The following is a 21,715-nucleotide window of genomic DNA, read 5'->3' on the forward strand; positions in this document are numbered from 1 at the left end:
ATCAGACCAACCCCCAAAGACTAGGAGGCGTTCGGGGTTCCGGCAAGCGGCGGATCCGCCTCAGTTCAGGACAAACGCCGGATAGACATATGTACAGCCACGGTCGCTGGCGGCATCGATCTACTGGGGACTTCAGGCATCCAACCCTCTGTAACGGGAATGCCTTCACAAGGAGTGTGATATGCCCTCGACGTTTTCAGCTTCAACCGACTTATCGACAACCGCAGAAACCAGCGCCATCGAGGCGCTTGGACTGGCTACCGGCCCGGATATCGAATCCCTGATTCCCCAACCGACCAGCCGGGACCGCAAAAGGTTCAAGGCAGCCCGAGTCGCAACACCGGCTATTGCACCCGCCATGACCCTCGAACAGTACATGGCACAACGCATCAATGAACGAATGCTCGACACGGTCAAAACCTTTTTGATCGGCAAACCTTCGCTGATCCGTCATTTGAGTGGCGATATCCTGCGGCTCGCCGACACGGACGAACTGCGCGCGACCCCTTCGGTTTTCCTCCAGCGAGTACTGAATTCCCCCGAATCACTGGACCTGACAGAAAGGCTGCTGAAAAGGCTCAAATGGTTCGGTGCATCCCCCGGCGAACAGACGCCGCCGTCCGTGCGCTATCAGTTGTCATGCAAAGCCATCTGCCTGCATTTGCATGCGCCGTCTCCCGACGAGTCGCAGGAGCTCGCCGGATTCCACTGGCAAGACCCTGCTCACTGGGGCAAAAGCTACCAGACCCTGCGCCGCGATTTCGAACAGCATTTGCTGCGTACCCGACGAGTTGCCACTACCAAAGAGGCGATCCTGCTGGCCCAGATGTTTCAACATCGCCTGTCGAAAGACTTTGCCGTGCGCGATATCCCGCCCGAGCTTCGTTACAAGACGTCGATCGTGTGGGTGAACTTCATGCACGGCGTGCTGCTGGCCGAGGTGCTTGGCCTGGATCAGTCGCAACCCTTGTCTTTCCAGCAACTGGTCAGTTTGCCTCTGGAACGCAGTACTGGCGCCTCCCCCGCAGAGCTGGAAACAATTGCACGACTGCGAATAGGCCCCGCCCTTGAATGGGCGGTGTGCACTGGCGTCATCCCGGCGCGAGCGGCATCCGGTCACGATCAGGAAGACATCAAGCGAGCGCTGACTGCGCTGGAAGAACAAAGCGAAAACCTGAACAAGGCCGTGATGACGCTGGATTCAACCCCGCCTGACCGGATACAGATGGCCAGGGAGGTGCTGGCTGACCGGTTCAGTGGTTTTACATTCAACAAGGACGGACGCAAGTTGATGTCTGCCGATCCGAGCCATAGTCATTCAAGAGCACCACTGGACCAGAAGAATCAGCAGGGCCACGACTTTCTGGATATCTATGCAGACGGCCAACTCGATGGCGAAAAGCGATGGATTGTCTCCATGCCCGACGGCACAACGCGATCCACCACAGCACTCCGGCTGGATGAGCAGCGCGTCCTCTACGCCGAGCGTGAAAACTCGCGGGGTGGTTATGAACGGGTAAATGCAGATGACTACAGCTGGGCCGGCAAATCCTTGCCGGATATCAATGCGCAGTTTGAAAGCGCCTTCAACCAATATCTGGCGACGATCAGGCCGCCCTATCAGACCTTGATCACCAGCTTGCTGACTTCACTGCCAGCGAGCGAACGCCAGGCATTGGCAATGGGTGAAATCGAGTTGTTGGGGATGCGTCGAAAATCAGTACCCAACGAACCGCCGGATCTGACCCGGGCCAGGAAGGGCTTCGTTATAAAAGTGACCCACCAGGGAAATATTGCCTACTACGAGCTGATCCCGAGTGCCGGTGTCATTCGCCTTCGACCCACCTTGAGGTTTTCAACCGTCAATGGCGTTCGGACCGAGTTTGCCTTGCACGCCACCATCCCCGGGCAAACCTATTCACCCGAGCGTGACATCAGTACTTCGTTGCTGCTCGACTGGTCGGCCCATCTCCACGGCAGGACACCTGCCGCCAGGGGGGCCTACATCGGCTACCTCGACACCGTGGGCACTATAGCCGCAGCCTCCATGGGTACCGGGACCGATGCTGCGACGCTGACATCACGACTGGACGCACTGGCCAACTACATCGCGACAAACTACCTCTACGTCGATGAAGAACACCTGCGCCAGCAAGCCCGAGGCATGACAATCTTCGACAGCCACAGGGCGAAGATCGAGAAACGGCTGGAGGTATTCGTGACGATCGTCAAAGGGTTCGTTCCTTTCTGGGGCAGCATCGAGGACCTGCTCTCCGACGATGTCAAAAGCAAAGCCCTGGGCGGGATCGGACTCCTGTTCGACCTGGCTTCGTTCCTTTGCCCGATCGGCAAATTCATCTCGGGTTCGGTGCGCCTGCTCCGCGCCGCTGCCGGCACCACTCGCATGGTCGTCAATGCAACGCTGCCGCCGTTTTCGACATTGGCCCGCCAACTCCTCACCCGCTCACTGGCAAACCTCAACCCACTGGACGGTATTCCCTCGCTGCTCAAGGGTCTGGGAAGCGGTGCCGGAAAAGGGCTGCTCTTCATCGGCGGAGTGAGCGTTGTCGGCATCAGAAAACTGACGGGAAAGGCCGATGGCTTCCGCTTGGTCCAGAATCTGCCACAAGCCATCGATCCCGGGGACTGGAAGCCGCTGACGAACGGTGATCAGCTCGCGACGGTCAACGGTATTGATGATGTACTCCTGCGCCATACAGATTCTTCGGGACTGGAACGCTTTCATCTGGTCGACCCGATGACCTCCCTGCCCTACGGCCCGCGCCTGCGCAACAACGGCAAAAATCTCACGCAAGGTCGATCCGGCTTCAAGACATTGCCCCCGAGCGAAACCCACGTCGTTGCGCAAGTTCCAGAACACGCCCATGTTCGTGAAGTGCTTGAGGTCGATGGTCGAACCACGCTGCTGATTGATGACATCCCTTATCGACCGGACGGCAACCAACTGCGCCGCGCCGACCTGATCGATGATCAGTCGCTACTCAAAGCCCTGCCCTGCAGAGTGCGGCGCATGCCGGGGTCGGACGCCTGTAAAACGAGCTATGTCACCCGCAATCCGGCCCCCACGCCAGCCAACGGCACTTACGACACGGATAAAGGCTGGGCACCCTGGTTCGGGGACAGCATTTACACCCCGGCCACAGCGGGTCGAGCGATGCTGCTCGAGTTCCTGAAAAAGAAAAGCAGACACCCGGCGGTGATAGCGTTTCAAAAAGGGATTTACGGGAGGATCAAAGTGGATATCCCCTTCGGCACCCGGAATCAGTTCGACACCTTCGAGGCCGGCGCCATCATCGTCCCCGCTATCGACGACTCAAGGCACTATGTGTTCACCCGACTGGACGCCGGATCCTTCTACATCGCCGAACTGCCCAAAGGTCAGAGCCTCACCACTCCGTTGACGCTGCGCAAGGCCAATACCCTGCCTGCCAATCTGAAGGGTGAGCTGATGACGGTGTACACCGGGTCTCTCAATGCCAACAACATGGCGAGAATCTACGGTATTCCAGCCGTAGAACGCGCCCTCGAAACCATGGAGAAAATTGCCATTCGCATTGGTGGTCATGCGAACCCGCCCGACACGCTCAAACTGCTTAAAGTCGATACCAGCCCCGGTGAAGCGGTGTTGTTCGATCATTCCACACGCATGATCGTCAACCGGCTGCCGGACGGTGCAGCATCCTGGTCACGTAGCAGGGATGCTTCAGACAGCTTTCGCCAACGAACCGCCGATATCTTCGATACGCTGTTTTGCGAGAAAACCATCAATATCCAACAAAGCGCCGACCTGAAAATCAATCGGACAATGGACAAGTTGCAGGCGCTGCTCCCGTCTCGTTTACAGGGACAGAATCCGAGAAACATCGCCTACGCCGACATCCTGACTTCAACCGGCAAGCGCGAGGTGTATGTCAGCGTTTCCGGAGCGCAAGGACTGACCGGGGAACTGCCTTTGTTCAAGCCTCCATTCGCGCCGGACAAAGTGATCATCGGCGACACCACCTACTTCAATATCGACTTCGACCAGACCTTCAACAGAACCTCACTGGAAGTCTCGAGCAAAGGGCAATTAGTGGCGATTCCCCATACGATAAAGGACATCGACACCTACACGCCTGCGCTGACCCGTCGGCCGACCTCTCTGGACAGCGAGGCCAAACTGATCAGTGTGCTTCGCAAGAAATACCCCGAAAACCACATGATCGCTTCGGTCGACGTGGCTACAACCATGCCTCCATGCACCAGTTGTTCAGTGATCGTCAAAGAGTTTGGCTACGACGGCACGGCCAACGCACTGGAGGTGCTATGGAAATGATCTACAACCTCTGCAAATGCCCATAAAGCTTGGCGTACAACCCGCCATCGGCAATCAGTTGCTGGTGGTCGCCGTCTTCGGCCACTTGCCCGCCGTCGAACACCAGCACCCGATCCGCCTGCTTCACCGCTGACAGGCGGTGGGCGATGATCAGCGTGGTGCGGCCATGGAGAAAGCGCGCCATGGCCTGGTGCAGGTTGTATTCGGTGGCGGCGTCGAGGGCTGACGTCGCTTCGTCGAGGATCACCACTTTGGGTTCGGCGAGGATCATCCGCGCGATGGCCAGACGCTGGCGCTGACCGCCGGACAGACGCACGCCGGCGCGGCCGACGATGCTGTCCAGCCCGTCCGGCAAGGCGCGGATGGTGGGTTCGAGCTGGGCGATTTCCAGCGCCTGCCAGCAGGCTTCATCGCTGCGGGTGCGGCCCATGGTCAGGTTGGCGCGTACGGTGTCGTTGAACAGCGCCGGATGTTGCAACACCACAGCCACGTTTTCCCGAACCGTTTCCAGGCCGATTTCCTGCTGGGTCGATCCGCCGAAACGGATCGTCCCGGCCAGTGGCGTGTAAAGGCCCAGCAGCAATTGCACCAAGGTACTTTTGCCGCCGCCACTGGCGCCGACAATCGCCACTTTCTCGCCCGGCGCGATGGACAGGTTCAACTGATCCAGCACCAGTTCGTCGCCGTAACCGAAGCTCAGACCCTGCACCTGAATCCCGACGGTATCGCGGCCCTTGAACGGGTCGACGCCGCCGGGGTATTGCGGCTCGTCGGCGCGGGCCAGCAGTTCGTTGATCCGCGACAGCGCACCGCCCGCCGCGTAATAGGCGTACTGCAGGTTCAGCAGCTGTTCGACCGGGCCGATCATGAACCACAGGTAGCTGAACACCGCGAGCATCTGGCCGATCGACAGGTCGGAGAACAACACCGTCAACATGGCCGCCGCGCGGAAGATGTCGATGCCGAACTGGAACAGCAGACCACTGGCGCGGTTCGACGCATCGGTCTTCCACTGCGAGTTAACCGCGTAGTTGCGCACTTCCTGCGCACGCAGACCCAACCGTCCGAGGAAGAAGCCCTGCCGGTTGCCGGCGCGCACTTCCTGGATCGCATCGAGGGTTTCGCTCAGCGCCTGGGTGAAGCGCGAGGTGCTGTCGTTCTCCAGTTTCTTCAGGTGCTTGACCCGTTTGCCCAACTGCACGGTGGCGTAGATCACCAGCGGGTTGAACAGCAGGATCAGCAGCGCCAGCTTCCAGTGCATCCACATCAGGATGCTGGCGGTACCGACCAGCGTCAGCATCGCCACCAGGAAACGGCTGAGGGTTTCGCCGACAAACTTGTCGAGGGTATCGAGATCGGTGACCAAGTGCGTGGTGACCGTGCCGCTACCGAGGCTTTCGTATTCGCCGAGGGAGATCCGTTTGAGTCGTTCAATCAAACGCACGCGAATGCGATAAACGATGTCCTTGGCCAGTCGCGCAAACAACCGCGCCTGCAACACGCCAAAACACAGGGCGCTGCAGCGCAGGGTCAGCGTCACCACCAGCATCAGGCCGATGTAGCCCGCCGCTTGCTGCCACATTGAGGGCAGCACGTGGTTCATGACTTTCAGCGCGGCATCGCCGTGGCCGAGCAGGACTTCGTCCACCAGCAACGGCAACAGCAGAGGAATCGGCACGCTGCACAGCGTCGCCAGTACGGCCACGCCGTTGGCGACCCACAGGGATTTTTTGTGATGAAGTGCCAGTCGCCGGACTTCAGCCCAGCTCAGCCGGTCGACACGCTTGACGGCTGGCGTGTCATCGGCCGGGTCAGACACAGGCCGCGCGCTCCAGCCATCGACCGAGCAACGGCGACAGTTCACTGAGCGGCTGGTAGCCGTTGGTCAGCAACGCCAGTTGGCCGTTGCGTTCGGCGAGCAGGGTCGGGAATCCGGCGATGCCCAGATCCTGCACCCAACTGAAATCGGCCTGGGTTGCCTTGTGCTGATCGGCATGATCGAACAGCGCAGCAAATTCGATGCGCGGGACGCCGGCCTGCTCCGCCAGCTCCACCAGAACGCTGGCCTGGGTGACATCGCGACCTTCAGCGTAAAACGCGTGCTGGATCAGCCCGACCAGTTTCCACGCGCAATCCGGCGCCAGGCTGCGCGCGGTGACGATGGCCCGGCAGGCAGGTTCGGTGTCGTAGACAAAGCCGTCCGGCAACGCGCCTTCCAGCTTGAACGGCTGGCCGGTGGCCTCGGTGACCGCCTGCCAGTGTTCGAGAATGTAGCGCCGGGTGGTCGGCTCCAGCGCCGCACCACTGCCGGTGCGCAACCCGCCGACCACCAGGTGCAGTTCCACCCCGGCTGCCTGCGCCTGCTCCACCAATGCCTTGGCGACCGGGGCAAATCCCCAGCACCACGAACACATCGGATCCATCACATAGAGCAGGCGTGCAGACATGATTAAGCCTCGGTGGATGCTTGCTTATAGTTGTAGCCGATCGGGTGCGGCATGTTGCGCGCTTTTGCCAGTTCGATCTGTTTCTGGCGGTCGATCGCACTGCGGCGAGTCTTCTCGCTCAGGGTGTCCCAGCAGTGCGGGCAGCTGATGCCGGCCACGTAATGCTCGGAGGCGCGATCTTCAACGCTGACCGGGGTGCGGCAGGCATGGCACTGATCGTAGTCGCCTTCGCTCAGGTCATGGCGCACGGTCACGCGGTTGTCGAAGACGAAGCAGTCGCCCTGCCATTTGGTTTCTTCCTGCGGCACCTCTTCGAGGTACTTCAGGATACCGCCCTTGAGGTGGTAAACCTCTTCGAAGCCTTCGCCAAGCATGTAGCTCGAAGCTTTTTCGCAGCGAATGCCGCCGGTGCAGAACATCGCGACCTTCTTGTGCACGGCCGGGTCGAAGTGTTCTTTGATGTAGTCGGGGAATTCGCGAAAACTGGTGGTTTTCGGATCGATGGCGCCTTCGAAAGTGCCGATCGAGACTTCGTAATCGTTGCGGGTGTCGATCAGCAGCACTTCCGGGTCGCTGATCAGCGCGTTCCAGTCCCGCGGTTCGACGTAGGTGCCGACCTTCTTGTTCGGGTCGACGCCTTCGACGCCCAGGGTCACGATCTCTTTCTTGAGCTTGACCTTGGTGCGATAGAACGGCTGCTCGTCGCAGTACGATTCCTTGTGATCGATATCGACCATGCGCGGATCGTTGCGCAGCCAGGCCAGCAGGCCGTCGATGCCTTCGCGGCTGCCGGAAACCGTGCCGTTGATGCCTTCTTCGGCGATCAGCAGGGTGCCTTTGATGCCGTTGTCGACCATCGCTTGCAGCAGAGGCTCGCGCAGGTTGACGTAATCTTCGAGGGTGACGAACTTGTACAGTGCCGCCACGACAATCGGTTGTGTCATGGGTATTTCTCCAGGTGGCTACCCTCGTAAAGGGTGAACCGGATGCGAAAAAAAACGCGCCGGGTGAGCGGCGCGTTGCGGATTCTAGCAAAAAACCTCAGTTCATTGCTGCAAGGCTCAATGCTTGCTGCCGCCGGCACAGGTCGGCGACGCCGGAGCGACGCCTGTCTCTGCCCATTCCTGCGGGGTGTAGGTGTGCAGCGCCAACGCATGGAACTCGCCCATCAGCTCGCCGAGCGTGCCGTAGACTTTCTGGTGGCGCTTGACCCGGTTCAGGCCTTCGAACTGCGCACTGACCACCACTGCCTTGAAGTGGGTCTGCAACCCGCGACTGTGCATGTGGCTTTCGTCCAGCACCTGCAGATGCTCAGGCTGAAGCAGCGCCAGCGTCGATTCGATGCGTTGTTGCATGGTCATCACGAACTCCGCTTACTTCTTCTTGGCCGGCGCTGCGCCTTTCGGTGCCAGCTCGTTGGTCATGTCGTCCAGCAACTTGTTGACCACCGGTACGGCACTTTCCAGTTTGGCCTGGGTCATCTGGGCCGATTGCTGGGTCAGCTGCGGCATTTTTTCCAGGACTTTCTTGCCCAGTGGCGACTGGTAGAACGCGACCAGGTCTTTGAGCTCGGATTCGCTGAAGTTGCTGGTGTAGAGCTTGACCATGTCCGGTTTCAGATTGTTCCAGCCAATGGCCTGATCCAGAGCGGCGTTGGCCTTGGCCTGGTAGGTATCCAGAACGGCTTTCTTGGATTCCGGCGCCTTGGTCTGTTCAAAACGCTGGGCGAACATTTGCTGAACCTGCATGTACACAGGAGTGCCCAGCTTGTCAGCGTGCGCCAGGGTCAGGAAAGCTTCGGCACTGGCGTTGTGGCTGGCGGTATCGGCAAGCACCTGGCCGCTGGCGCAAACCAGGGCAACCGCGGTGCAGATGGCACGAAGACGAGTCATCGAGTTTCCTTTTCAGCTAGGCGAGGTAAAACCCCAAGGGCGACCATTCTGCGCCTGAATAACGCTGCGGCTCAACCCCCGGGCCTTGCCGCGCTTGATTGGCGGGGATTTGCCGGTCAACAATCGGCCGCAGGGAACCACCCGGGCCGGCACGGGCCTAAACTGCGCAAACAGACCAACAGGAGTGTGCACGATGAGCCGTATCGAAACCGACAGCCTGGGCCAGATCGAGGTCCCGGACGACGCTTACTGGGGCGCTCAGACGCAACGCTCGCTGATCAACTTCGCCATCGGCCAGGAACGCATGCCTTTGCCGGTACTGCACGCCCTGGCCCTGATCAAGAAAGCCGCGGCCCGGGTCAACGACCGCAACGGCGATCTGCCTGCCGACATCGCCCGCCTGATCGAACAGGCCGCTGACGAAGTGCTCGACGGCCAGCATGACGACCAGTTCCCGCTGGTGGTCTGGCAGACCGGCAGCGGCACCCAAAGCAACATGAACGCCAACGAAGTGATTGCCGGCCGCGCCAACGAACTGGCCGGTAACCCGCGCGGCGGCAAGACGCCGGTGCACCCCAACGATCACGTCAACCGCTCGCAGAGCTCCAACGACTGCTTCCCCACCGCCATGAGCATCGCCACTGCGCAAGCGGTGCAGACCCAACTGTTGCCGGCGATCGCCGAGCTGTCGGGCGGCCTGGCCGAACTGTCGGCGCGACACATGAAACTGGTGAAAACCGGTCGCACCCACATGATGGACGCCACGCCGATCACCTTCGGCCAGGAGATTTCCGGTTTCATAGCGCAGCTGGATTACGCCGAACGGGCAATTCGCGCGGCGCTGCCGGCAGTCTGCGAACTGGCGCAGGGCGGCACCGCGGTCGGCACCGGGCTCAACTCGCCGCACGGTTTCGGCGAAGCGATTGCCGCTGAACTGGCGGCGTTGTCCGGCCTGCCGTTCGTCACCGCACCGAACAAGTTCGCCGCCCTCGCCGGCCATGAGCCACTGACTACGCTGTCCGGTGCCCTGAAAACCCTCGCCGTGGCGCTGATGAAAATCGCCAACGACCTGCGTCTGCTGGGTTCCGGTCCGCGTGCCGGTTTTGCCGAAGTGCGCCTGCCGGCCAACGAACCGGGCAGTTCGATTATGCCCGGCAAGGTCAACCCGACCCAGTGCGAGGCGTTGTCGATGCTCGCCTGTCAGGTGCTGGGCAACGATGTGGCGATCAGCATCGCCGCCAGTCAGGGTCACCTGCAACTGAACGTGTTCAAACCGGTGATCATCCATAACCTGCTGCAATCGATCCGCCTGCTGGCCGATGGCTGCAGCAATTTCCAGCAGCATTGCATCGCCGGGCTTGAGCCGGACGCCGAAGTCATGGCGAAACATCTGGAACGCGGCCTGATGCTGGTAACGGCGCTGAACCCGCACATCGGCTACGACAAGTCGGCGGAAATCGCCAAGAAGGCCTACAGCGAAGGCAAGACTCTGCGTGAAGCGGCGCTGGAGCTGGGTTATCTGACCGATGAAGAGTTCGATGCCTGGGTGCGGCCGGAGAACATGATCGAGGCCGGGGCCAAGGGCTGAGTCATCCCGATCCTTCCCGTGCCCGGCACGGGAAGGTCATCCGACCAACAGTTTCGCCCGCCGGGCCTTGAGCCCGGCAATCAGCGAAGGCCCGAGCGCCACCAGCGCCGAACCCAGCACCACCAGCACCGCCCCGCCATACCCCAGCAGATTGATTTGTTCGGCGTGCACATATTCAGGCCACACCCCGGCCGCCACGGCCACTGCACCGAACGTCACCAACGGCGTGATCGCCAGCGTCGCACTGACCCGTGAGGCTTCCCAATGCGCCAGCGCCTCGGCAAACGCGCCGTAGGCGATCAGGGTGTTCATGCAGCACGCCAGCAACAGCCAGCCCTGCAACGGGTTCAGCGACAGTGCTTCGAGCGGATGCACCCAAGGCGTCAGCAACAGGGCGCAGAACAGGTAGATCACCATCATCACCTGCAGCGAATTCCACACCGTCAGCAATTGCTTCTGACCCAGTGCGTAAAAGGTCCAGACCGTCGACGCCAGCAGCACCAGCAACACGCCAGCGGTGTAGTCGGATAAAGACGTGAGCAATTCAGCCAGACGTTGATTGAAGAACAATGCAAAACCGATCAGCAGCACTGCCAGACCAATGCCCTGACCAATACTGAAGCGCTCCTTGAACACAAACAGACTGGCGATCAGCAGCATGATCGGCCCCATCTGCACCACCAGTTGCGCAGTGCCGGGGCTGAGCAGGTTCAGGCCCATCAGGTACAGCACGTAGTTGCCCACCAGCCCGAGCACCGCCATCAGCACCAGCCAGCCGCCCTTCGGCCCGAGCACTTTGCGACTCGGCAACCTTTTGGTCGCCGCCAGATAAAGGAACAGACAGCCGCCGGACACCAGCAGGCGAAACCAGGTCACCGTGACCGGGTCCATCACCACCAGCACCTGCTTGAGCTTGATCGGCAGGATTCCCCACAGAAACGCCGTCAACAACGCCAGGAACATGCCGTACACCCAACGACCCGATGAAACGTGCATGAGAACCCCAAGCGCCAGAGACAGGAGCGCTCATTCTAGGCGCACAGCCCCTGCCCGACACAGGGACAGTTGCGCTCCAGCCGCAAATGAAACTGTGCAGGTCGCAGCAGAAAATTGACGATGGGCCGTTGATCGGCCGGCCGGGCAAGGTAAGTGGTTCAGGCATAAGCTTCTTGGATCCAGCCCGGGACATCACTCACCAAGGAGACCCCGTCATGTTAGGCATGCGCGCCCAGGACACCGCCCCCGCCACGCACTTTCGCAGCGACCGCGTGTGCCGGGTCAACGGCGAACTGTATTTCAGCACCCGGGAAAACACCCTCGAAGGGCCGTTCGACAGCCACGAGAAAGCCGAGCAGGAAATCCGCGCGTACATCGCGCGGATGCAGTTGATGGATTCTGGCAGGTCGAACTAGCGTACGGCCTCAAACAACCCGGTCGCGCCCATCCCGCCGCCCACGCACATGGTCACGATCCCGTAACGCAGATTGCGCCGCTGCAACTCGCGCACCAGATGCCCGACCTGCCGTGATCCGGTCATGCCGAACGGGTGGCCGATGGAAATCGAGCCGCCGTTGACGTTGTACTTCTCGTTGTCGATTTCCAGCCTGTCACGGGCGTACAGGCACTGCGAGGCGAACGCTTCGTTCAATTCCCACAGATCGATATCCGCCACCTGCAAGCCTTTGGCCTTGAGCAGCTTCGGCACCGAGAACACCGGGCCGATGCCCATTTCATCCGGCTCGCAACCGGCCACGGTGAACCCACGGAAAAACGCCTTAGGCTTGAGCCCCAGTTGCAGGGCCTTTTCCAGGCTCATCACCAGCGTCATCGAGGCGCCGTCGGACAACTGCGACGAGTTGCCGGCAGTCACCGAACCGTCCTCGGCGAACACCGGTTTCAACCCGGCGAGGCTTTCATAGGTGGTGTCCGGGCGATTGCAGTCGTCGCGATCGACGAGGCCGTCGAGGATCTGCACCTCCCCACTGTTCTTGTCTTCAACACGGTACTTCACCGCCATCGGCACGATTTCATCGTTGAACAGGCCGGCAGCCTGCGCCTGGGCGGTACGGATCTGACTTTGCAGCGAGTAGCGATCCTGCGCCTCGCGACTGACGCCATAACGGCGCGCCACCACTTCGGCGGTCTGGCCCATGGTGTAGTAGATGCCCGGCGTCTGTTGCTTGAGCAGCGGGTTGATCAGGTGATCGGTGTTGACACTTTTCAGCGTCAGGCTGATCGACTCGACGCCGCCGGCGACGATGATGTCGCTGCAACCCGACGCGATCTGGTTGGCGGCAATCGCAATCGCCTGCAAGCCTGAGGAACAAAAACGGTTGAGGGTCATGCCCGCGGTGCCGGTGCCCAATTGCGAGAGCACCGCCACGTTGCGGCCGATGTTGTAGCCCTGGGCGCCTTCGTTGGAGCCGGCGCCGACGATGCAGTCCTCGACGCTGGCCGGGTCGATGTCGTTGCGCGAAAGCAACGCATTGACGCAATGGGCCGCCATGTCATCGGGACGGGTCTGGTTGAACTTGCCGCGAAAGGACTTGGCCAGGCCGGTCCGTACGCTGTCGACGATCACCACTTCACGCATGGCATACCTCATTGTTGCAGTCGGTTGAGAGTGGACCGAGCATAAGTCCACCCAATCGCCGACGGCGACAATCATTCACCTCGCGTATGCGGGCCCATCGGTTCAGTCTTTGTGCTTTTTGGCTCGCTTGTCGGACTTCTCGAAAGCCTCTTCCAGTGCCCGGTTGATCGTGCGAAGCACCTTGACCCGGGCCCAGCGCTTGTCGTTGGCCTCGACCAGGGTCCACGGCGCGATTTCGGTGCTGGTGCGGTCGACCATGTCGCCGACGGCGGCGCGATAGGCGTCCCACTTGTCGCGGTTGCGCCAGTCGTCTTCGGTGATCTTGAAACGCTTGAAGGGGATTTCTTCACGCTCCTGGAAGCGCTCCATCTGCGTATCCTTGTCGATGGCCAGCCAGAACTTGACCACGATCACCCCGGCGTCGGCCAGTTGCTCCTCGAAGTCATTGATCTCGCCATAAGCGCGCATCCAGTCGGCGGTGCTGCAGAAGCCCTCGACCCGCTCCACCAGCACCCGGCCGTACCACGAGCGGTCGAACACGGTGAATTTGCCCCGCGCCGGGATGTGCCGCCAGAACCGCCACAGATACGGCTGCGCCCGCTCCTCTTCGGTCGGCGCGGCAATCGGCACGATGCTGTATTGGCGCGGATCGAGCGCCGCCGCCACACGACGAATCGAACCGCCCTTGCCCGCCGCATCGTTGCCTTCGAACACCGCCACCAGCGCGTGACGACGCATGCGTTTGTCACGCATCAGGCCGGACAGCCGCGCCTGCTCGGTGATCAGTTGTTCTTCGTAATCTTTTTTGTCCAGACGCTGGGTCAGGTCGAGGCTGTCGAGCAGGTTCAACTGATCGACGGAAGTCCCCAGCGGGGCAGCGTTGACCTCATGGGGATGCACATCGGGACGCTTCAAGGCGTTTTGCAGCCCTTCGAGCAGAATCTTGCCGACCGTCAGGCTGCGGTAGTACGGGTCGACACCCTCGATGACATGCCACGGCGCGTAATCGCGACTGGTACGGCGCAACACGCGCTCGCCGTATTTGACGAACTTGTCGTAGGTCTGCGATTGCTGCCAGTCCAGCGGGCTGATGCGCCAACTGTGCAGCGGGTCATCGGCCAGGGCCTTGAGCCGCGCCTTCATCTGTTTCTTGGACAGGTGGAACCAGAACTTGAAGATCAGCGCGCCTTCATCGCAGAACATCTTTTCCATGCGCTCGGCGCCGGCAATCGCCTGATCGAGTCGCGGATCCTTGAACAAGCCGTGGACCCGGCCCTGCAACATCTGGCTGTACCAGTTGCCGAAGAAAATCCCCATCCGCCCCTTGGCCGGCAGCATCCGCCAGTAACGCCAGGCCGGTGGCCGCGCCAGCTCTTCGTCGGTCTGCTGGTCGAAGGTGCGCACTTCGATCAGGCGCGGATCCATCCATTCGTTGAGCAGCTTCACCGTCTCGCCCTTGCCGGCGCCTTCGATGCCGTTGATCAAAATGATCACCGGGAAACGCTTCTGCTGCTGCAACTCGAACTGGGCTTCGAGCAAGGCTTCACGCAGGGCGGGCACGGCGGCTTCGTAGGTGTCTTTGTCGATGGCGTGACCGATTTCAGCGGATTCGAACATAGGGACGGCTCCTTCCAGGATTCAGCAAGACTAGCGGATTGGGCTCTGGCGCGGCACAGAAATTCCCGCCGGCGGCGGATTGTCCTTGAGGGATCGTCAGCAAGGCTTGCCATGGATCAAGCGCCGCCTGCGTGATCGGCTAGAATGGCCGCCTTGTCGTTGCCGAGCCTGCCATGAAACCTGTAATGCCCCACGCCCAACTCGACTGGGATGACCAGGGACGCCCGCGTTCGCGAGTGTTCGACGATGTGTATTTTTCCGACCAGTCGGGGCTCGATGAAACCCGCTACGTGTTCCTTGAACAGAACCGTCTGGCCGAGCGTTTTGCCGCGCTGTCGGCGGGTGGGCGACTGGTGATCGGTGAAACCGGCTTCGGTACCGGGCTGAATTTTCTCTGCGCCTGGCAGTTGTTCGAACAGCATGCGGTGGCCGGTGCGCGGCTGCATTTTGTCAGCGTCGAAAAGTTTCCGTTGAGCCCTGCCGACCTGCAACGGGCGCTGGCGTTGTGGCCTGACCTGAAGCCATTCTCCGATCAGTTGCTCAAGCATTACGTGGCAATTCATCAAGGTTTCCAGCGCATTGTTCTGGATAACGGTCGTGTGACCCTGACGCTGTTGATTGGCGATGCACTGGAGCAGTTGCCGCAACTGGATGGCCAGATCGACGCCTGGTTTCTCGACGGTTTCGCCCCGGCGAAAAACCCGGAAATGTGGACCGCCGAACTGTTCGCCGAACTAGCGCGATTGGCGGCGCCGGGCTCGACCATCAGCACGTTTACCAGCACCGGTTGGGTGCGGCGCTTGCTCAACGCCGCCGGCTTCAAGATGAAACGCACGCCGGGCATCGGCCACAAATGGGAAATCCTGCGCGGCGAATTTCTCGGCTGGCCCGAGGGTGTTGCGCCACCTGCGGCGGCAAAACCGTGGTTCGCCCGCCCAACAGCGTTGACAGGTGACCGTCGAGCCCTGGTGATCGGCGCCGGTCTGGCCGGTTGTGCCACGGCAGCCAGCCTTGCAGCACGGGGCTGGCAGGTCAGTCTGCTGGAACGGCATGACGCGGTGGCCCAGGAAGCTTCGGGTAACCCGCAAGGCGTTCTGTATCTGAAACTGTCCGCCCACGGCACCGCACTGTCGCAGTTGATTGTCAGCGGTTTCGGCTACACCCGTCGCCTGCTGGAAACCCTGCAACGCGGTACCGACTGGGATGACTGCGGCGTGCTGCAACTGGCGTTCAATGAAAAGGAACGCGAGCGTCAGGCGCAACTGGCGGCGGCGTTTCCCGAAGACCTTCTGCAATGGCTCGATCAACCCGACGCTCAGGCCCGCGCCGGGATCGGTCTGGCCCATGGCGGTTTGTATTATCCCGAAGGCGGCTGGGTGCATCCGCCCGCATTGTGTCAGGCGCAAGCCGCACAACCGGGCGTCACGCTGCTCACCCATCAGGAAGCCATTGAGCTGCGCAAGCTTGACGGTCAGTGGCAGGCCTTCGACGGTGAACGATTGATCGCAACAGCCCCCGTCGTGGTGCTGGCGGGTGCTGCCGAAATCAAGCGTTTTGCCCAGAGCGCCGACCTGCCCCTCAAGCGCATTCGCGGGCAGATCACTTGCTTGGCGCAGACCACACAAAGTCAGGCGCTGAGCACGGTGGTCTGCGCCGAAGGTTACGTAGCACCGGCACGCTTTGGCGAACACACCCTCGGCGCCAGCTTCGATTTCAATAACGACGACCTGACCCCGACCACCGCCGAACACCTGGGCAATCTGGCGATGCTCGAAGATATCTCCACCGATCTGGTCGCACGCCTGCACATCAGCGAACTCGACGCGGACAGCCTTGAGGGCCGCGCCGCCTTCCGCTGCACCAGCCCCGACTACCTGCCGATTGTCGGCCCGCTCGCCGATCGCGAGGCCTTCACCGCGGCCTATCGCGCCTTGAGCAAGGATGCCCGGCAAGTGCCGGACACTCCGTGCCCGTGGCTGGACGGTCTGTACGTCAACAGTGGCCACGGCTCACGCGGGTTGATCACTGCACCACTGTCTGGCGAGTTGCTGGCCGCGTGGCTGGACAATGAACCGCTGCCGCTGCCAAGAGCGGTGGCCGAGGCGTGTCATCCCAACCGTTTTGCCTTGCGTGAACTGATTCGCGGGAAGGCCTGAGGGAGGCCGGCCTGCACTCTGCAGGTTCGGCAAATCCCGTGATGACTGACCGCTGTTCGAGCAGCCATACCCAAGCAGCACAACACCCTCCAACTCCTCCCTTCTGCGCCTCGCTCCCTTGCCTGCCATCGGTCGGCACATCGCGCCTTATAACTCATTGTTCTAAAACTCCGACGTCCGCGCCGGGGTCAGTCTCTGAGTACCCACCCTTTTTGGCGGGTCCCGATTGCCCCTCCCCAACGGAAAAACCGGTAAGGACTTTATGTGCGGATTAGCTGGCGAGTTACGTTTTGATCAACAACCTGCAGACCTTGCAGCCATTGAGCGAATCACCCATCACTTGGCCCCTCGCGGCCCCGACGCGTGGGGCTTCCATGCCCAGGGGCCGATTGCCCTGGGCCATCGACGCCTGAAAATCATGGACCTGTCGGACGGCTCGGCGCAGCCGATGATCGACAGCCAACTGGGCCTGTCCCTGGCCTTCAATGGCGCGATCTACAACTTCCCGGAACTGCGTGCCGAACTCGAAGCGCTCGGTTACGCGTTCTATTCCGGTGGCGACACCGAAGTGCTGCTCAAGGGTTACCACGCCTGGGGCGAAGCGCTGCTGCCGAAACTCAACGGCATGTTCGCCTTCGCCATCTGGGAGCGCGATGCCCAGCGCCTGTTCATCGCCCGCGACCGTCTCGGTGTGAAGCCGCTGTACCTGTCGCGCACCGGCCAGCGCCTGCGTTTTGCCTCGGCTCTGCCGGCGCTGCTCAAGGGCGGTGACATCAACCCGATCCTCGACCCGGTGGCGCTCAACCATTACCTGAATTTCCACGCCGTGGTGCCTGCGCCGCGCACCTTGCTGGCCGGCATCGAAAAGCTGCCGCCAGCGAGCTGGATGCGCATTGAAGCGGACGGCAGCACCGAGCAGAAAACCTGGTGGACCCTGCCCTACGGCCCACACGACGACGAGAAAAACCTGACCCTGGAAGACTGGCGCGACCGCGTGCTCGACAGCACCCGCGAAGCCGTGGCAATCCGCCAACGGGCGGCAGTGGATGTCGGCGTACTGCTTTCCGGCGGCGTCGATTCGAGCATGCTCGTCGGCCTGCTGCGCGAAGTCGGCGTAGAGAACCTTTCGACCTTTTCCATCGGTTTCCAGGATGCCGGTGGCGAACGCGGTGACGAGTTTCAGTATTCCGATCTGATCGCCAAGCACTACGGCACTCAGCACCATCAATTGCGCATCGACGAAAGGGAAATTATCGAACAACTGCCCGCCGCGTTCCGCGCCATGAGCGAGCCGATGGTGAGCCACGACTGCATCGCCTTCTATCTGCTGTCCCGCGAAGTGGCCAAGCACTGCAAGGTTGTACAGAGCGGCCAGGGCGCCGACGAGTTGTTCGCCGGTTATCACTGGTACCCGCAAGTCGACGGCGCGGCCGATCCGTATGCGGCCTATCGCGAGGCGTTTTTCGACCGCAGCTACGACGATTACGCCGCCACGGTGCAGCCGAAATGGCTGACCGCCAATGACGCTGCCGGTGACTTCGTGAAGGAACATTTCGCACAGCCGGGCGCCGATGCGGCGGTCGACAAGGCCCTGCGCCTGGACAGCACGGTGATGCTGGTGGACGACCCGGTCAAACGCGTCGACAACATGACCATGGCCTGGGGCCTGGAAGCGCGTACGCCGTTTCTCGACTATCGACTGGTGGAATTGTCGGCCCGTGTTCCCGGCAAATTCAAACTGCCGGACGGCGGCAAGCAAGTGTTGAAAGAAGCCGCGCGACTGGTCATCCCGAGCGAAGTGATCGACCGCAAGAAAGGTTACTTCCCGGTGCCCGGCCTCAAACACTTGCAGGGCGATACCCTCAACTGGGTGCGCGAACTGCTGCTCGATCCGAGTCAGGATCGCGGCCTGTTCAACCCCGCCATGCTCGACAAACTGCTGACCGATCCACAAGGCCAGCTGACCCCGTTGCGCGGCTCCAAGCTGTGGCAACTGGCGGCTTTGAACCTGTGGCTCAGCGAACAAGGAATCTGATCGATGAAACCTCACGCCACGGCTTACAGCCAACGGCTACTACGCGGTCAGACACCGTCCTACGAACGCTTGCAGGCGCGTCTGGCCGAGGACGGCAGCGAGCCGGCCGCCGAGCCGATTGCGGTGCATTGCGGCTGGGGCCGGTTGCTGATCGGCCACACTTTTCCCGATCCGGCGAGCCTTGCCCGGGAACTGCTCAACGAACAGCCGGGCGAGCGCGATATTGCGTTGTACGTTGCTGCACCGCAGCAGATTCTCGGCCTCGAGCCGACCCAACTGTTTCTCGACCCGTCCGACACCCTGCGCTTGTGGTTCAGCGATTACCGTCAGGCGACCCGCGTATTTCGCGGCTTCCGCATCCGCCGTGCGCAAAGTGACGCGGACTGGCAGGCGATCAATCAGCTGTATCAGGCGCGGGGCATGTTGCCGATCGATGCCACCCTGCTCACCCCGCACCATCAGGGCGGCCCGGTGTACTGGCTGGCGGAAGACGACGACAGCGGCGCGGTGATCGGCAGCGTCATGGGCCTCAATCACCAGAAGGCCTACAACGACCCGGAAAACGGCAGCAGCCTGTGGTGCCTGGCGGTCGACCCGCAGTGCTCGCGTCCCGGTGTCGGTGAAGTATTGGTGCGCCATCTGATCGAGCATTTCATGAGTCGCGGTCTGAGCTACCTCGATCTGTCGGTGCTGCATGACAACCGGCAGGCGAAAAATCTCTACGCCAAACTCGGTTTTCGCAACCTGCCGACGTTCGCCATCAAGCGCAAGAACGGCATCAACCAGCCGCTGTTCCTCGGTCCGGGGCCGGAGGCGCAGTTCAACCCTTACGCGCGAATCATCGTCGAGGAAGCCCATCGACGCGGCATCGATGTGCAGGTGGATGACGCCGACGCCGGACTGTTCACCCTCAGTCATGGTGGGCGCCGGGTGCGTTGCCGCGAATCCCTGAGCGACCTGACCAGCGCCATCAGCATGAACCTGTGCCAGGACAAAAGCCTGACCCACAAAGTATTGAAAGCCGCCGGACTGAATGTGCCGTCGCAGCAGTTGGCGGGGAATGCGGACGACAATCTGGCGTTTCTCGATGAGCACCAGCGAGTGGTGGTCAAACCGCTGGATGGCGAACAGGGCCGAGGCGTGGCGGTGGATCTGCAGACCATCGAGGACGTGCAGAAGGCCATCGAAGCGGCCAGGCAGTTCGACACTTGCGTGCTGCTGGAAAGCTTTCACGAAGGCTTCGACCTGCGGATTCTGGTGATCGGTTTCGAGGTGGTTGCAGCGGCGATCCGCAGGCCGGCGGAAGTGGTCGGCGACGGTCATCATTCCATCGGCGCGTTGATTGAAGCGCAGAGCCGACGCAGACAAGCAGCCACCAGCGGCGAAAGCAAAATCCCGCTGGACCACGAAACCCAGCGAACCCTGCATGCGGCCGGTTACGACTACAGCAGCATCCTGCCGGCCGGTGAGCATCTGTTCGTGCGGCGCACGGCGAACCTGCATACCGGCGGCACGCTGGAAGACGTCACGGCGATTCTGCACCCGACCCTGGCCGAGGCTGCCGTGCGCGCGGCTCGGGCGCTGGAGATCCCGATGGTCGGCCTCGACCTGATGGTGCCGGCGGCGGATCAACCGACGTACGTGTTCATCGAAGCCAACGAACGGGCAGGGCTCGCCAACCATGAGCCGCAGCCGACGGCGGAGCGGTTTGTCGATCTGCTGTTTCCGCACAGTCAGCCGGCCGTTTGATCTCTCTTCAGCGTCATTCCCGCGTTCAACGCGCGAATGACGCCCCGCAACAGGAGTCTCCATGACCACCCAAATTCCCGAACCGGATCTGAACTACCTGCAGAAAGTCCTGCTGGAAATGCTCGCCATCCCGAGCCCGACCGGGTTCACCGACACCATCGTGCGCTACGTCGCCGAGCGTCTGGAAGAACTCGGCATTCCCTTCGAGATGACCCGTCGCGGCACGATCCGCGCCACCCTTAAAGGCAAGAAAAACAGCCCCGACCGTGCGGTCTCGGCGCACCTGGACACCATCGGCGCCGCCGTGCGCGCGGTGAAGGACAACGGGCGTCTGACCCTGGCGCCGGTGGGTTGCTGGTCGAGCCGGTTCGCCGAGGGCAGTCGCGTCAGCCTGTTCACCGACAACGGCGTGATTCGCGGCAGCGTGTTGCCGTTGATGGCGTCCGGGCATGCCTTCAATACGGCCGTGGATGAGATGCCGATCAGCTGGGATCACGTCGAGCTGCGTCTGGACGCCTACTGCGCGACCCGCGCCGATTGCGATTCGCTGGGCATCAGCGTCGGCGATGTGGTGGCCTTTGACCCACTGCCGGAGTTCACCGAAAGCGGTCACATCAGCGCCCGACATCTGGACGACAAAGCCGGTGTCGCCGCGCTGCTGGCAGCACTGAAAGCCATCGTCGACAGCGGTCAGGAACTGATGATCGACTGTCATCCGCTGTTCACCATCACCGAGGAAACCGGCAGCGGCGCAGCAGCAGCGTTGCCGTGGGACGTCAGCGAATTCGTCGGCATCGACATCGCCCCGGTCGCGCCGGGCCAACACTCCAGCGAACACGCGGTGAGCGTGGCGATGCAGGATTCCGGCGGGCCGTACGACTATCACCTGTCGCGGCACCTGTTGCGTCTGGCCGGCGAGCACGAACTGCCGGTGCGCCGCGACCTGTTCCGCTATTACTTCAGCGACGCCCATTCGGCGGTCACTGCCGGTCACGACATCCGCACCGCCCTGCTCGCCTTCGGCTGCGACGCAACCCACGGCTACGAACGCACACACATCGACAGCCTGGCGGCGCTCAGTCGCCTGCTGGGGGCGTACATTTTGAGTCCACCGGTGTTCGCCAGCGATGCGCAACCGGCCACCGGGTCACTGGATCGCTTCAGTCACCAAATCGAGCACGAAACGCAGATGGAGAGCGACACCCGTGTGCCGTCGGTGGACAGCCTGGTGGGGCAACGCTCGGACGGTTGAGTCTGGCCCTCGGCGATCATTCGCCGTAGCATCCCGACATTGATTTAGCC

General features: G+C 61.6%; 15 protein-coding genes. 7 read left to right on the forward strand and 8 right to left on the reverse strand.

Annotated features, from left to right (window positions below; genetic code table 11):
- Positions 1-181 precede the first annotated feature (181 nt).
- On the forward strand, positions 182-4,336 hold the full coding sequence (locus GQX66_RS09720; protein ID WP_240868522.1) for a hypothetical protein: 4,155 nt from the start codon (positions 182-184) through the stop codon (positions 4,334-4,336).
- Between the two features lies 1 nt (position 4,337).
- On the opposite strand, the gene GQX66_RS09725 is transcribed toward GQX66_RS09720, so the two are convergent.
- The 5 genes from GQX66_RS09725 to GQX66_RS09745 all read right to left on the reverse strand — a co-directional run bounded on the left by GQX66_RS09725 (position 4,338) and on the right by GQX66_RS09745 (position 8,675).
- Positions 4,338-6,155 (reverse strand): ABC transporter ATP-binding protein, encoded by a 1,818-nt coding sequence (locus GQX66_RS09725; protein ID WP_129972540.1) that lies wholly within the window; start codon positions 6,153-6,155, stop codon positions 4,338-4,340.
- A complete protein-coding gene (locus GQX66_RS09730; protein WP_170929396.1) occupies positions 6,148-6,750 on the reverse strand; it encodes a DsbA family protein in 603 nt (200 codons plus the stop codon). Before GQX66_RS09730 ends, GQX66_RS09725 begins: the two co-directional genes overlap by 8 nt.
- 35 nt (positions 6,751-6,785) lie before the next feature.
- Positions 6,786-7,727: a rhodanese-related sulfurtransferase gene (locus GQX66_RS09735; protein ID WP_102717093.1), complete on the reverse strand. Its 942-nt coding sequence runs from the start codon at positions 7,725-7,727 to the stop codon at positions 6,786-6,788.
- A gap of 117 nt (positions 7,728-7,844) precedes the next feature.
- Entirely contained in the window at positions 7,845-8,144 is a 300-nt protein-coding gene (locus GQX66_RS09740) for a BolA family protein (RefSeq protein WP_007950896.1), read from the reverse strand.
- A gap of 12 nt (positions 8,145-8,156) precedes the next feature.
- Complete coding sequence (locus tag GQX66_RS09745; RefSeq protein WP_240868526.1) at positions 8,157-8,675, reverse strand: DUF2059 domain-containing protein; 519 nt, start codon at positions 8,673-8,675, stop codon at positions 8,157-8,159.
- Between the two features lie 193 nt (positions 8,676-8,868).
- Here GQX66_RS09745 and GQX66_RS09750 point away from each other — a divergent pair, with 193 nt between their 5' ends.
- The gene (locus GQX66_RS09750) at positions 8,869-10,263 is read left to right on the forward strand and encodes a class II fumarate hydratase (protein ID WP_240868529.1); all 1,395 of its coding nucleotides are present in this window, start codon (positions 8,869-8,871) and stop codon (positions 10,261-10,263) included.
- Between the two features lie 36 nt (positions 10,264-10,299).
- On the opposite strand, the gene GQX66_RS09755 is transcribed toward GQX66_RS09750, so the two are convergent.
- The gene (locus GQX66_RS09755) at positions 10,300-11,259 is read right to left on the reverse strand and encodes a DMT family transporter (RefSeq protein WP_102686487.1); all 960 of its coding nucleotides are present in this window, start codon (positions 11,257-11,259) and stop codon (positions 10,300-10,302) included.
- Positions 11,260-11,474: 215 nt separating this feature from the next.
- Between GQX66_RS09755 and GQX66_RS09760 the strand changes: the two genes are divergently transcribed.
- Entirely contained in the window at positions 11,475-11,675 is a 201-nt protein-coding gene (locus tag GQX66_RS09760) for a DUF6316 family protein (protein WP_085745022.1), read from the forward strand.
- On the opposite strand, the gene GQX66_RS09765 is transcribed toward GQX66_RS09760, so the two are convergent.
- Together GQX66_RS09765 and pap are read right to left on the reverse strand one after the other, a co-directional pair.
- Positions 11,672-12,856 (reverse strand): thiolase family protein, encoded by a 1,185-nt coding sequence (locus GQX66_RS09765; protein ID WP_102686488.1) that lies wholly within the window; start codon positions 12,854-12,856, stop codon positions 11,672-11,674. The two genes, GQX66_RS09760 and GQX66_RS09765, sit on opposite strands and share 4 nt — an antisense overlap.
- Before the next feature lie 102 nt (positions 12,857-12,958).
- A complete protein-coding gene (pap, locus tag GQX66_RS09770) occupies positions 12,959-14,473 on the reverse strand; it encodes a polyphosphate:AMP phosphotransferase (RefSeq protein WP_127799260.1) in 1,515 nt (504 codons plus the stop codon).
- A gap of 173 nt (positions 14,474-14,646) precedes the next feature.
- On the opposite strand from pap, the gene mnmC reads away from it, so the two are divergent.
- From mnmC to GQX66_RS09790, 4 genes are all read left to right on the forward strand, one after another.
- Positions 14,647-16,629: a bifunctional tRNA (5-methylaminomethyl-2-thiouridine)(34)-methyltransferase MnmD/FAD-dependent 5-carboxymethylaminomethyl-2-thiouridine(34) oxidoreductase MnmC gene (mnmC, locus tag GQX66_RS09775; protein WP_236189713.1), complete on the forward strand. Its 1,983-nt coding sequence runs from the start codon at positions 14,647-14,649 to the stop codon at positions 16,627-16,629.
- 262 nt (positions 16,630-16,891) lie between these two features.
- Positions 16,892-18,664, forward strand: coding sequence for an N-acetylglutaminylglutamine amidotransferase (locus tag GQX66_RS09780; RefSeq protein WP_085745026.1), 1,773 nt, complete (start codon positions 16,892-16,894; stop codon positions 18,662-18,664).
- Between the two features lie 3 nt (positions 18,665-18,667).
- The gene (ngg, locus tag GQX66_RS09785) at positions 18,668-20,413 is read left to right on the forward strand and encodes an N-acetylglutaminylglutamine synthetase (RefSeq protein ID WP_240868542.1); all 1,746 of its coding nucleotides are present in this window, start codon (positions 18,668-18,670) and stop codon (positions 20,411-20,413) included.
- A 61-nt stretch (positions 20,414-20,474) separates the two neighbouring features.
- Entirely contained in the window at positions 20,475-21,665 is a 1,191-nt protein-coding gene (locus tag GQX66_RS09790) for an osmoprotectant NAGGN system M42 family peptidase (RefSeq protein ID WP_085745028.1), read from the forward strand.
- The last annotated feature ends 50 nt before the right edge of the window (positions 21,666-21,715 follow it).

It is taken from the genome of Pseudomonas sp. B707 (assembly GCF_022496685.1).
Classification (GTDB): Bacteria; Pseudomonadota; Gammaproteobacteria; order Pseudomonadales; family Pseudomonadaceae; genus Aquipseudomonas; species Aquipseudomonas paraglycinae.